The sequence below is a fragment of the Nocardia sp. NPDC050713 genome (assembly GCF_040654315.1).
In the GTDB taxonomy this organism is placed as follows: Bacteria; Actinomycetota; Actinomycetes; order Mycobacteriales; family Mycobacteriaceae; genus Nocardia.
On the sequence record NZ_JBFAHS010000013.1, the window covers coordinates 223,855 to 236,232 of the forward strand.

General features: G+C 69.1%; 13 protein-coding genes. 3 read left to right on the forward strand and 10 right to left on the reverse strand.

Annotated features, from left to right (window positions below; genetic code table 11):
- Positions 1-2: 2 nt before the first annotated feature.
- The 3 genes from AB0H49_RS24045 to AB0H49_RS24055 are packed head-to-tail and all read right to left on the reverse strand — an operon-like array spanning position 3 to position 4,473.
- The gene (locus tag AB0H49_RS24045; RefSeq protein WP_357254504.1) at positions 3-1,601 is read right to left on the reverse strand and encodes a carboxyl transferase domain-containing protein; all 1,599 of its coding nucleotides are present in this window, start codon (positions 1,599-1,601) and stop codon (positions 3-5) included.
- The gene (locus tag AB0H49_RS24050) at positions 1,598-2,761 is read right to left on the reverse strand and encodes an acyl-CoA dehydrogenase family protein (RefSeq protein ID WP_354998665.1); all 1,164 of its coding nucleotides are present in this window, start codon (positions 2,759-2,761) and stop codon (positions 1,598-1,600) included. Before AB0H49_RS24050 ends, AB0H49_RS24045 begins: the two co-directional genes overlap by 4 nt.
- A complete protein-coding gene (locus AB0H49_RS24055; protein ID WP_357254506.1) occupies positions 2,758-4,473 on the reverse strand; it encodes an acyclic terpene utilization AtuA family protein in 1,716 nt (571 codons plus the stop codon). Before AB0H49_RS24055 ends, AB0H49_RS24050 begins: the two co-directional genes overlap by 4 nt.
- A gap of 151 nt (positions 4,474-4,624) precedes the next feature.
- Between AB0H49_RS24055 and AB0H49_RS24060 the strand changes: the two genes are divergently transcribed.
- Positions 4,625-4,783, forward strand: coding sequence for a hypothetical protein (locus AB0H49_RS24060; RefSeq protein WP_354998663.1), 159 nt, complete (start codon positions 4,625-4,627; stop codon positions 4,781-4,783).
- A gap of 9 nt (positions 4,784-4,792) precedes the next feature.
- Here AB0H49_RS24060 and AB0H49_RS24065 read toward each other — a convergent pair whose 3' ends face one another.
- A complete protein-coding gene (locus AB0H49_RS24065; RefSeq protein ID WP_354998662.1) occupies positions 4,793-5,689 on the reverse strand; it encodes a LysR family transcriptional regulator in 897 nt (298 codons plus the stop codon).
- 128 nt (positions 5,690-5,817) lie between these two features.
- Between AB0H49_RS24065 and AB0H49_RS24070 the strand changes: the two genes are divergently transcribed.
- The gene (locus tag AB0H49_RS24070; RefSeq protein WP_357254509.1) at positions 5,818-6,162 is read left to right on the forward strand and encodes a hypothetical protein; all 345 of its coding nucleotides are present in this window, start codon (positions 5,818-5,820) and stop codon (positions 6,160-6,162) included.
- A complete protein-coding gene (locus tag AB0H49_RS24075) occupies positions 6,084-6,638 on the forward strand; it encodes a hypothetical protein (RefSeq protein ID WP_357254511.1) in 555 nt (184 codons plus the stop codon). The genes AB0H49_RS24070 and AB0H49_RS24075 overlap by 79 nt, the downstream gene beginning before the upstream one ends.
- Positions 6,639-6,960: 322 nt before the next feature.
- Here AB0H49_RS24075 and AB0H49_RS24080 read toward each other — a convergent pair whose 3' ends face one another.
- The 6 genes from AB0H49_RS24080 to thiO all read right to left on the reverse strand — a co-directional run bounded on the left by AB0H49_RS24080 (position 6,961) and on the right by thiO (position 12,279).
- Positions 6,961-7,725, reverse strand: coding sequence for an adenylate/guanylate cyclase domain-containing protein (locus tag AB0H49_RS24080; RefSeq protein ID WP_357254573.1), 765 nt, complete (start codon positions 7,723-7,725; stop codon positions 6,961-6,963).
- Positions 7,726-8,303: 578 nt separating this feature from the next.
- Positions 8,304-9,104 (reverse strand): ABC transporter permease, encoded by an 801-nt coding sequence (locus AB0H49_RS24085; RefSeq protein ID WP_354998660.1) that lies wholly within the window; start codon positions 9,102-9,104, stop codon positions 8,304-8,306.
- The gene (locus AB0H49_RS24090) at positions 9,104-10,120 is read right to left on the reverse strand and encodes an ABC transporter ATP-binding protein (protein ID WP_354998659.1); all 1,017 of its coding nucleotides are present in this window, start codon (positions 10,118-10,120) and stop codon (positions 9,104-9,106) included. Before AB0H49_RS24090 ends, AB0H49_RS24085 begins: the two co-directional genes overlap by 1 nt.
- 95 nt (positions 10,121-10,215) lie before the next feature.
- The gene (locus AB0H49_RS24095; protein ID WP_354998658.1) at positions 10,216-10,974 is read right to left on the reverse strand and encodes a thiazole synthase; all 759 of its coding nucleotides are present in this window, start codon (positions 10,972-10,974) and stop codon (positions 10,216-10,218) included.
- The gene (gene thiS, locus AB0H49_RS24100; protein ID WP_253813837.1) at positions 10,967-11,185 is read right to left on the reverse strand and encodes a sulfur carrier protein ThiS; all 219 of its coding nucleotides are present in this window, start codon (positions 11,183-11,185) and stop codon (positions 10,967-10,969) included. The genes AB0H49_RS24095 and thiS overlap by 8 nt, the downstream gene beginning before the upstream one ends.
- On the reverse strand, positions 11,182-12,279 hold the full coding sequence (thiO, locus tag AB0H49_RS24105) for a glycine oxidase ThiO (RefSeq protein WP_357254514.1): 1,098 nt from the start codon (positions 12,277-12,279) through the stop codon (positions 11,182-11,184). The genes thiS and thiO overlap by 4 nt, the downstream gene beginning before the upstream one ends.
- Between the last annotated feature and the right edge of the window lie 99 nt (positions 12,280-12,378).

The window sequence follows — 12,378 nt, forward strand, 5'->3', positions numbered from 1 at the left end:
CCTCACATCCGGAAGACGCCGAAGCCCTCGGCGCCCTCGATCAGGGCATTGTGGATGGCCGAGAGCGCCATGCCCAATACCGTGCGGGTGTCGCGGGGGTCGATGACGCCGTCGTCGTAGAGCCTGCCCGACATGAACATCGGCAGCGACTCGGCCTCGATCTGCGCCTCGATCATGGCGCGCATGCCCGCGTCGGCCTCCTCGTTGAACGGCATGCCCTTGGCCTCTGCGGCGGCCCGGCCGACGATGGAAATGACACCGGCCAGCTGCGCACCGCCCATGACCGCGGATTTCGCACTGGGCCAGGCGAAGACGAAGCGCGGATCGTAGGCGCGACCGCACATGCCGTAGTGGCCCGCGCCGTAGGAGGCGCCCATCAGCAGCGAGATGTGCGGCACCTTCGAGTTGGAGACCGCGTTGATCATCATCGCGCCGTGCTTGATGATGCCCTTCTGCTCGAACTCCTTGCCGACCATGTAGCCGGTGGTGTTGTGCAGGAACAACAGTGGCGTAGCCGACTGGTTGGCCAGCTGGATGAACTGCGCCGCCTTCTGCGCCTCCTCGGAGAACAGCACACCGCGCGCGTTGGCGAGGATGCCGACCGGATAACCGTGCAGCTCGGCCCAACCGGTGACCAGGCTGCTGCCGTACAGCGGCTTGAACTCGTCGAAATCGGAGCCGTCCACGACGCGCGCGATCACCTCGCGCGGATCGAACGGAATCTTCAGATCGGAAGGAACGATGCCGAGGAGCTCCTCCTGATCGAACAGCGGCTCGATCACCTCCGCGCGCGGCGCCGGACCCTGCTTCTTCCAGTTCAGACGCTTGACGATGGAGCGGCCGATGCGGATCGCGTCCTGCTCGTCGGCGGCCAGATAGTCGGCCAGACCCGAAGTCCGAGCGTGCATTTCGGCACCGCCCAGGGATTCGTCGTCGGACTCCTCACCGGTGGCCATCTTCACCAGCGGCGGACCGCCGAGGAAGACCTTGGAGCGCTCCTTGATCATCACCGTGTAGTCGGACATGCCGGGGATGTAGGCGCCGCCCGCGGTGGAGTTGCCGAACACCAGCGCGATGGTCGGGATGCCCATCGCGGAGAGCTTCGTCAGGTCGCGGAACATCCGGCCGCCCGGGACGAAAACCTCCTTCTGCGTGGGCAAGTCGGCGCCGCCGGACTCCACGAGTCCGATCACCGGCAGCCGGTTCTCCATGGCGATGTCGTTCATGCGCAGGTTCTTGCGCAGCGTCCACGGGTTGGAAGTACCGCCGCGCACCGTGGGATCCGGTGCGACGATCATGCATTCGACGCCCTCGACGATGCCGATGCCCGCGATGACGCTGCCACCCACGTGGAAGTCGCTGCCCCACGCGGCGAGCGGGCACAGCTCGAGGAACGGCGAGTCCTCGTCGATGAGCAGCTCGATGCGTTCGCGCGCGGTCAGCTTGCCGCGCTTGCGGTGCCGCGCCATCTTGTCCGGGCCGCCGCCCGCGACGTTCTTGGCGAATTCGGCGCCGATCTCGGCGAGCTTGGTGTTCATCGCCTCGGCGGCGGCGGTGTACTCCGCCGAGCCGCTGTCGAGGGTGCTGCGCAGGCGGGTCATGACTGGTACCCCAATCGTTTGGCGGCGAGTGCGGTCAGGATCTCGGTGGTGCCACCGCCGATGCCGAGGATGCGGATGTCACGGTACTGGCGCTCGACCTCGGACTCGCTCATGTAGCCGAGGCCGCCGAAGAGCTGAACGGCCTGGTTGGCGACCCACTCGCCCGCCTCGACGGCGGTGTTCTTGGCGAAGCACACCTCGGCGATCAGGTCCGTCTCGCCATTGGCGCTGCGCTGCACCACATCTCGGGTGTAGACGCGGGCGACGTCGATGCGCCGCGCCATCTCGGTCACCGTGTTCTGCACGGCCTGCCTGCTGATCAGCGGGCGGCCGAAGGTTTCGCGGTTGCGCACCCATTCGAGGGTCAGGTCCAGGCAACGCTGCGCCTGCGAATACGCCTGCACCGCGAGGCCGACCCGCTCGCTGACGAACGCGCCCGCGATCTGATAGAAGCCGGAGTTCTCCGGGCCCACCAGGTTCTCCACCGGCACCCGCACGTCCACGTAGGACAGTTCCGCGGTGTCGGAGGCGCGCCAGCCCATCTTGTCCAGCTTGCGGCTGACGGTGAAGCCGGGCGTGCCCTTCTCCACCACGAGCAGCGAGATGCCGCCCGAGCCGGGGCCGCCGGTGCGCACCGCGGTGACCACGAAGTCGGCACGGACACCGGAGGTGATGTAGGTCTTCGCGCCGTTGACGATGTAGTGGTCGCCGTCGCGGCGAGCGGTGGTGGTGAGGTGGCCGACGTCGGAGCCGCCGCCCGGCTCGGTGATGGCCAGCGAGCCGATCTTCTCACCAGCCAGGGTCGGGCGGGCGAAGCGCTCGATCAGGTCCTCGTTGCCGGAGGCGATGATGTGCGGCACCGAGATGCCGCAGGTGAACAGCGAGGCGAACAGGCCGCCGGAGGCGCCCGCCTGGTGCATCTCCTCGCAGACGATCATGGCGTCGACGCCGTCACCGCCGGAGCCGCCCGCCGACTCGGGGAACTGGATGCCGAGCAGGCCGAGCGCGCCCGCCTTCTTGTGCAGTTCGCGCGGGATCTCGCCGTCGCGCTCCCACTGGTCGAGGTACGGCAGAATCTCGCGCTCGACGAAACCGCGCACGGTGGCGCGCAATTCGCGCCGCTCCGGCGTATTCCACGGACTGACTACGGCACTGGTCATGAGAGCAGCTCCACGGGGATATCGAGGTGACGGGAGCGCAGCCATTCGCCGAGCCCCTTGGCCTGCGGATCGAAACGGGCCTGGTAGGCCACGCCCTTGCCGAGCAGGCCGGAGACGATGAAGTTCACGGCGCGCAGGTTCGGCAGCACGTGCCTGGTGACGGTGAGCGGCGCGGCCTCCGGCAGCAGTTCTTTGATCCGCTCGACGGTGAGCGTGTGGACCAGCCAGCGCCACTGATAGTCGGTGCGCACCCAGACGCCGATATTCGCGTCACCACCCTTGTCGCCACTGCGGGCCAGCGCGACGGCGCCGAGCGGGGCGCGGCGAGTCTCGTTGGCGGGCAATGGCTCGGGAAGCTCGGGTTCCGGAACTCCGTCCAGCGCCACGGTTTCCGCTGCGGGCGCGACTTCGATGCGAGAGCCGTCCGGCAGCACCGCCGTATGCGGAACCTCGGTGGCGTCCACGAAACCGGGCGTGTACACGCCGTACGGCGAGCCGTTGCCCGGCACGGCGGTGAAGCTGCATCCCGGGTAGCTGGCCAGGGCGAGTTCCACCGCGACGCTGGAGAAGGCGCGGCCGACCTTGTTCGGGTCCTGGTCGCGAACCACGCAGCGCAGCAGCGCGCTGGCCTGCTCCTCGGTGTCGGCGTCCGGCCGGTCCAGCCGGGCGAGGGTCCATTCCAGCTCGGCCGGGCGCACCGGCAGCCAGGACTCCAGTTGCCGTTGCGCCAGTGCGGCTTTCGCCTCGATGTCGAGGCCGGTGAGCACGAATTCCATCTCGTTGCGGAAACCGCCGAGGGTGTTCAGCGAGACCTTGAGTTGCGGCGGCGGGGCCTCGCCCGCGACACCGCTGATGAGCACGCGGTCGGGCGCTTCCTGGGTGAGCCGGATGGTGTCGAGCCGCGTCGTGACGTCCGGGCCCGCGTAGCGCGCGCCCTGGATCTCGTACATCAGCTGCGCCTCGACCGTGTCGACCGTGACCGCACCGCCGGTGCCCTCGTGCTTGGTGATCACGCTGCTGCCGTCGCGGCGGATCTCGGCGATTGGAAAGCCCGGCCTGCCGAGATCGGCTAGTTCGGTGAAGAAGGCGTAGTTGCCGCCGGTCGCCTGGGTGCTGCACTCGATGACGTGGCCCGCGACGACCGCGCCCGCGAGCGCGTCGTAATCCGTTCGGCCCCACCCGAAGTGCGCGGCCGCCGGGCCGACGATCACCGAGGCGTCGGTGACCCGGCCGGTGACGACGATGTCGGCGCCCGCGTTCAGGCATTCGACGATGCCCCACGCGCCGAGATAGGCGTTCGCCGTGAGCGGGCTGCCGAGGCCGAGTTCGCTTGCGCGCGAGAGCAAATCGTCGCCCTCGACGTGCGCGATCTTCGCGTCGAGCCCGAGATCGGCGGCCACCTTGCGCAACTTCTCGGCCAGCCCGGCCGGGTTCAGACCGCCCGCGTTGGCGACGATCTGCACATTGCGCTCCAGCGCCAGCCCGAGGCACTCCTCGATCTGCTTGACGAAGGTCTTGGCGTAGCCGAGGCTCGGGTCCTTCATCCGGTCCCTGCCCAGGATCAACATGGTGAGCTCGGCGAGATAGTCGCCGGTGAGCACATCGAGTTGCCCGCCTTCGAGCATCTCGCGCATGGCGCTGAGCCGATCACCATAGAACCCGGAACAGTTGCCGATGCGGATGACATCCGAATCGGCGGCCAACTTACTCATCAGCCGGAGGCCTCCCTTGCGGTGGAGTTCGCGTTCCGGTGTTCAGCATCACATCCGCCCGCGAAAAAATCAAGCGCGCGTGCTTGTTAATAGTTGAAGCAGGTCAGGCCCCTCCACAGGGGCAACCCAGGGGACCCAGCAGAATGGCCTCATGTCCACCGACCTCACCGTTGTCCTGCTGCTCGCCCTGTCCGGGTTCTTGATCGGCGGCGCGTACTCCACGTGGAAGACCTCCCGCCCGCTCTCCATCTCCCTCGCGGTCTGCGCCGTCCTCGCCGCAGGCGGCGCCATAGCCTGGGGCTTCGCGTAGCGACTGCGATCAGTCGAACCCCTTCTTCGCGGTGCGCAGTGCGGCCTCGTCGAAGGCGCGGATGCGGGCGGTCTCGCGGGCGGCGCGCCAGACGAAACCCCATTCGACCGGCGGTGCGTCGGCGATGGGCAGATAGACGACATCGGGGCGCAGGTAGAACTTGGTGACCTGGGCGCCGCAGACGAAGGCGCCGGCGCCTGCTCCGATCATGGTGAGGACTTCCTGGAAGGTGTGCGCGGTACGGCCGTGTGGGATCGGTCTACCGTTCGGGGTCTGCCGCGGGATGCGGTCGTCCAGCACCGACTGCGGCAGGCTGCTCGGCATCCGCAGCAGGGTGAACTCGGCCAGGTCTTCCAGTGAGATCGACTCCCGCCCGGCCATCGGGTGCTTCGCGGGGATGGCGAGCATGCGCCGATCGCTGATCAGCGTGGGCCCGGTGACCAGATCCGGTTCGTCGATAGGGCGGCTGATCAGCACCATGTCGTAGGCATCGCTGCGCCAGCCGTCCAGACCGTCGGTGATCTGCACCTCCCGGATGCGCACCTCCGCGCCCGGATGTTCGACCCGGAAGTTCTCCGTGGTGCGCAGAATCAACTGTCCGGCAGCGGCCCCCACGAAGCCCACCGTGAGGACGCCCTCGATGCCGCGGCCGGCATCGGTCGCGCGGCGCACCGCCTGCTGGATCTGTTCGTGACCGCGTCGCAGGTCGTCGCGCAACTGCCGACCGATGGGCGTGAGCGCGACGCGGCGGCTGGTGCGTTCGAACAAAGGCGCGCCGATGCGGCGTTCCATCCGCTGGATGGTCTGACTGATGCGGCCGGTGGACACCCGCAACCGTTCGGCGGCCCGGCTGAAGTGCAGTTCCTCGGCCACCGCCAAGAACGCCTCGATTTCGTTCCGTTCCAACACTTTTGCTCGCTCTCGATTGTTTAGTCGATGTGAACGACCGTTGCCGACCGTGTCGTTGTTACGGAGGCCGCGCGATCCGATGCTCGGAAGTGGCGATTGCTCGAGCCATTGCGAAAGGAAAAGTCATGAGCGGCAACACCAAACACACACTGGTTCTCGGTGGCACCGGGAAGACCGGCGGCCGGATCGTCGAACGCCTGCGGGCGCGCGGGGTGCAGGTGCGGGTCGGATCCCGATCGGCGCAGCCGCCGTTCGACTGGGACAATCCAGCCACCTGGGCTCCGGCGCTCCTGGACGTCGAGGCCGTCTACATCACCTTCCAGCCCGATCTCGCGGTCCCCGGCGCACCCGACACGGTGCGCGCCTTCGGGGAGATGGCCGCGACGGCCGGATGGTCTTGCTGTCCGGCCGCGGCGAGGAGGAGGCGCAGGCGGCGGAAGAGCTGCTCGCACAGGTGCATCCGGGATTGACCGTCATCCGCTCCAGCTTCTTCGCGCAGAACTTCGACGAAGGCCACTTCGCGGAGGAGATCAAGGCCGGTCAGCTGGTACTGCCCGTCGGTGAGGTGGTGGAACCGTTCATCGATATCGATGACATCGCCGACCTCGCGGTCGCCGCCCTCACCGAGGACGGGCACGCCGGTCAGATCTACGAAGTGACCGGCCCGCGGCTGCTCACCTTCGCCGAGGCGGTCGCCGAAATCGCCGCCGCCGCAGGGCGTCCGATCGAGTTCGTGCAGGTCGCGCCGGAGGACTACGCGGACGCGGCGCGCAGCCAGGGCCTGCCGGACGAACTGGTCGACTTCCTCATCTACCTGTTCACCACGGTGCTGGACGGCCGCAACGCCCACGTGACGGACGGCATCGAGCGCGGGCTGGGTCGCAAGCCGGGCGATTTCGCCGATTACGTGCGCAAGACCGCCGCCACCGGCGTCTGGAATGCGTAATAGCAAGTGCGACAATAGGTTCCTCCGCGCCGACCGCCCGGTGCTCGGCGACCGGGTTCGAACCGCCGGTCCAAGTCGGCTCACCAGACCGCTGGCGGTCGGCCGTCGATGAACCGTAATCGGGAGCCGGCGAACCGGCTGCGGGTCGCCTGAAATTCGGATACCACAACGCCCCGTCCGTCCGCCGATACGTGCGGTTCGGCCGGGGCGTTGTCGCACCCGACGCACTAATCGTCCGTACGACAGGTCGGCCGTGACCGGGCGCAGGAAAACCGACACGGCCTCGACCTGGGGTTCCGGTTTTCGCCAGCCAGGGGCTGACTCAGTTCCTCGACAACCGGAAGATGCGCAGGTCTTCCGGTACGCCACTGAGCGGGGCGGCGAAGAAACTGCGTCGGTAGGGCTTGACGGTCAAGCCCAGTTCCGCGAGTGTTTCCGGCTCCAGTGACCGGAGGGTGGCCTCGGAGATCATGGTGTTGCCGTTGCCGCCCGCCTCCATGACGCGCGCGGCGATGGTGACGTCGACGCCGAGCCAGTCGCCGCCGATCTCCCGCGGTGAACCGGTGTGCAGGCCCATTCGCATCCGCGGGCGATAACCGCGCAAATCGATGTCGGCCAGGTTGCGCCTGGCCTGTATCGCGGCGCGCACGGCGCGGTCGGCCGAGGGAAACACGGCCATGAGCCCGTCGCCCATGCGCTTCACCACCCGGCCGCCGCGTTCGGCGATCGGCGGTTCGATGGCTTTGGCGACCTCACGCAGCAGTTCGAGGGTCGCCTCGTCGCCCGCCGTCAGCGACCAACTGGAGAAGGCGACCAGGTCGGTGAACATGACAGTTATTTCTTCGCTACCCTTGCCGCGGCCGACCCGCTCCAGCATGGCCTGCCAGACCTGGAGCGCGCCGAAGCCGATCTCGCGCGCCGCGCTCGGGGTGTCGCCCACCAGCTTGTCGGCGGCCCTGGCGACCGCGCGGGCGCCCCCCGGCCCGCTGACCGACAGCGGATCGCCGAAGGACGGGTCACCCGGAAGTTGTTCGCGCGCTTTGCGCAGCACCCCGATGAGGTCCGGCCGCTGGTTGGCCGCGTTCATCAGCGCGGAGATCTGCGCCTTGCGAAGAGGCGCCGAACGCCGGGCGCCGCCCGCCTCCTCGGCGGGCACCAGCGGAATCACGACCTCGGGTTCGACACCGCCGTTGTCCTCCGGCCGCGACCCAGGCTCGGCACCGCCGGAAGGTGTATCGCTCACGCCCCGAGCGTATCTCAGCCACACGGCCCGCTGCTGCCTACTCGCGAACGCCACCCGACACCTCCCGCCGCCTCCCGATCGGACGGAGCGACCATCCCGACCGGTTTGCAGACCGATAGCGAGATGGTTGCCGAATCCGAATTAATGCTACTGCTGGTATCAGCATTTCGGCAGTGACGGCGGGCACAGGGAAAGCAGGCAGGACGAGCCCGTCGTATCGCTCACCGAACGACCGGGGCCGGTACGCACAAGCGCCACCGGCCCGGCGCCGAAGGGGGATTTCTCCGGGCGCCGGGCCGGTGGCCCGCACAGTCCGCCGGGCAGTGGCGGGCAGTGCTACCGGGTACGCGGACCTCCCGACAAGGTCGCGTCCCCCGAGCCCGAGCGGCGAGGGAGGGCAGCTCGGGCAGTCTTCGGTTTTCTCAGGCGTCGCGCTTGTTCACCACGACCAGGGCCGCGCCGAACACGATGGCGACGAAGGCCGCGAAGTAGAGCAGCGCGGGCCAGGCGCCCCAGTGCCACGGCAAGCCGGTGTCCTCGAGACCGAGGAAGCGGTTCGCGTTCTGGAAGGGCAGGAACACCTGGATGTTGCGGCCGTACTTGCCGAACGCGCCGATGATCGGCTCGATCAGCACCGGCCAGACGATCAGCAGCGACAGCGCGCCCGCCGACTGGCGGATCAGGGCGCCGACGCCCACCGAGAGGAAGACGACCAGCGCGGCGAAGATCGGGACCGCGTAGAAGACCTTCAGGTCGCCGTCGGTCAGGCTGAGCTTGCTGCCGACATCGCTGTCGGTCAGCGCCTTCAGAATGAGGAAGCTGAGGAAGGTCAGGATCGCGGAGAGCACCGCGGCGCCGACCGCGATCATGCTCGCCTTGGTGACCAGCACCGTGGAACGGTGGGGCGCGGCGAGGAAGGTGGCCTTGATGGTGCCGAAGCGGTATTCGCTCGTCACCGCCAACGCGGCCAGGATCATGATCAGGATGTAGCCGAAGCCCGGAATGAACGAGACGCCGGTGATGCCGAGGCCCGCCATCACGTTCTCCGCGTACGGCGGTTCCGGCGCGATCGTCGGGTCGTCCTGGTAGGCATTCATCGACACGTTCAGCAGCAGGCTGAACAGCGCCGTGATACCCAGGGCGAAGACCACCGTCAGGGCGGCGCACCACCAGGGCGACCTGGTCGAGGTGAGTTTGATTCGTTCCGCTGCCAACACGCCCATCAGAGCGCACCTCCCATCGCTGTGTAGGACGCGGCGTCCGCGGGTCCCTTCGTGGTTACGCCGGCTGCCGCCTCCGGGCCCGTCGCTCCCGCCGGATCGAAACCTTCGCCGTGGTACTGCACCGAACCACCCGTCATCCGCATGAACGCCTCCTCCAGCGAGGCCCGCTGCGGCGAGAGCTCGAACAGCGTGATGTCGTTCGCGCCCGCCAGCTTGCCGACCGCGTCGCTCGGGACGCCCGCCACCAGCAGCGCGGGTCCGTCCGCGCCCGCCCCGTCCTCACGGACGGTCATCCCGTTGGACGTGAGCAGGCTGCGCAGCTGGTCCAGCTGCGGGCTACGCACCCGGACCGACTGCTCGGAGGCGCGCTCGATGAACTCGCGCGTGGTGGTGTCGGCGATCAACTGACCGCGCCCGATCACCACCAGGTGCTCGGCGGTCTGCGCCATCTCGGAGAGCAGATGGCTGGAGACCAGCACGGTGCGCCCCTCGGCCGCCAACCGCTGCATGAACCGGCGGATCCACAGGATGCCCTCCGGGTCGAGGCCGTTCACCGGCTCGTCGAACAGCAGCACCTCGGGATCGCCGAGCAGGGCGCCCGCCAAGCCGAGCCGCTGCGACATGCCGAGCGAGAAACCGCCCGCGTTCTTGCCCGCGACCTCGGAGAGTCCGACCAGCCGCAGCACCTCGTCCACCCGGGACTTGGCGATGCCGTTGGACGCCGCGAGCCATTGCAGGTGCGAGCGCGCCGAACGGTTGGGATGCACCCATTTGGCGTCCAGCAGCGCGCCGACGGTTCGTAGCGGATGATCCAGGTCGTGGTACGGCTTGCCCTTGATGAGCGCGGTACCCGCGGTCGGCTTGTCGAGGCCCAGGATCATCCGCATCGTCGTGGACTTGCCTGCGCCGTTCGGTCCCAGGAAGCCCGTCACCTGTCCGGGTCGCACGGTGAAGGACAGATCCTGAACCGCGGCGGTCTGGCCGTAATGTTTGGTCAGGCCCCTCAGTTCGATCATGCCGTCCAGCATTCCGCAAAACCGCGGCTCGCGCGTCACTACAAAGACGTCAATCGCGTCATCCTTGCGGATGAGTCGCCCCTGAGTGCGTGGGTTCAGAGCTCCGGGGAGGACGCCTGAGCCCAGAAACGCTTGGGGATGCGGCCCGCCTGTCTGGCCAGGTAGCCCGCGCGCACGGCGTCGGCCATCGCGGCGGCCATCAGCTCGGGGTGCTTCGCCCGGGTGACGGCGGTGGCGAGCAGCACCGCGGAGCAGCCGAGCTCCATGGCGAGGGCGGCGTCGCTCGCGGTGCCGATGCCCGCGTCCAGGATCACCGGCACGCCCGCGGCGGCCACGATCATCTCGATGTTGTGCGGGTTGCCGATGCCGAGACCCGTGCCGATCGGAGCGCCGAGCGGCATGACGGCGGCGCAGCCCGCGTCCTCCAGGCGCCGCGCCAGCACCGGGTCGTCGGAGGTGTAGGGCAGCACGACGAACCCCGCGTCCACCAATTGCTCGGCGGCGCTGAGCAATTCGATCGGATCGGGCAGCAGGGTCCGCTCGTCGGCGATGACCTCGAGCTTCACCCAGTTGGTGTCGAGCGCCTCGGCGGCCAGCTGCGCGGTAAGCACGGCCTCGGCGGCGGTGCGACAGCCCGCGGTGTTCGGCAGCGGCATGATGTCCAGGCGTTTCAGCAGGTCGAGCACGCCGGTCCCGCCCGCGGCGTCCACCCGGCGCATGGCGACGGTGGTCAGCTCGGTGCCGGAGGCGACCAGCGCCTCCTCGAGCACGGCGAGGCTTTCGGCGCCGCCGGTGCCCATGATGAGCCGGGAACCGAACTCGCGGTCGGCGATGCGTAGCGGCGCGTTACCCACCTTGAACCGCCGTCAGGACCTCGATGCTCCAGCCGCGGCCGACGGGCTCGTCCCAGCGCGACTTCGGGAACACCGCGCCGTCCACCGCCAGCGCCACGCCCTGGCAGGGCAGCTCGAGGCGGGCCAAAAGCTCACGGACGGTGAGTGGTTCGGCGAATTCGTGATCCTGCCCGTTCACGGTGACGCCGATGGGGACGGATGTCGCGGTCATCGAACTCCTCCTGCGGTGGATAGGGACGACGCTCTCGGCGTCGTCGAAAAGCGTTGTGGGTCGGCGGCTTCCGCTTCGGGCAGCACCGCGCCGGACAACAGGCTCAGTACCGCGTCGACGGTCAGCGGCACGGTGAGCATGCCGTTGCGGCCGTGCCCGGTGGCGGCGATCACCCGGTCGGTGAGCCTGCCGATCAGCGGCAGGTTGTCGGGGCTGCCGGGCCGGGAACCCGCGGCCGCCTCGGCCAGTTCGTATTCGCCGATGCCGGGCAGCACGGCCTCGGCGTCGGCGATCAGGTCGCGGACGCCCGCCACGGTCACGGCCGTGTCGAAACCCGCCTCGTATTGCGTTGCGCCGACGACGATTCCGTCCCGGCGCGGGACCAGATACACCGGCCTGCCGTGCACCCTGGCCCGGATCACCCGCCGCGGCGCGGGCGCGGCGCCCGGCCGATGGCGCAGGCGCAGGATCTCCCCCTTGACAGGTCGCACCGGAAGGTCCGGCCACAGCCCCGCCGAGGCGGCGCCGGCGGCGAGCACGATCTGGTCGAAGGCGAGCGCGTCGAGATCGGTGACCTCCTCGGCGCGCAGTTCGACGCCCGCGGCGGCCACGGCGTGCCGCAGGCCGTCGAGCAGGCGCCGGTTGTCGATGGCGGGTTCGGCCGCCGCCAGCAAACCCGCGCGCACGGTGCGCGCGAGCGCCGGTTCCAGTTCGCGGACGCCCGCGCGGTCCAGCACGCGCAGCTCGTGACCGTGTCCGCCGACCCAGTCGGCGACGGTGCGCAGATCGGCGGCATCGGCGCCGTCCAGCGCGACGGTCAGGGTCTCGTCGGCGACGAAGACCTCCGCGCCGGAGACGGATTCCAGCCGCGCCGCGAACTCCGGCCAGCGGGCGAGCGCGGCCGCGCCGAATTCCAGAACGCGATCCTCACCGGGCCAGCCCTCGGACAGCGGCGCCAGCATCCCCCCGGCTACCCACGAGGCGCCCGATCCGACGGCGGGATCGAACAGCGTGACCTGCCATCCCGCCTCGGCGGCCCGCCACGCCACCGCCAGCCCGATGGCGCCGCCACCGACGACGGCGAGAGTCCGCATTCTGTCCACCTACCTCATCCGCGGGGGTACCCGGGCGCCATGTCAGCGCGCCGCGGCCGCCGCGCCCGACCCGCCTCCTGTTCGCATCCCCACGGTAGC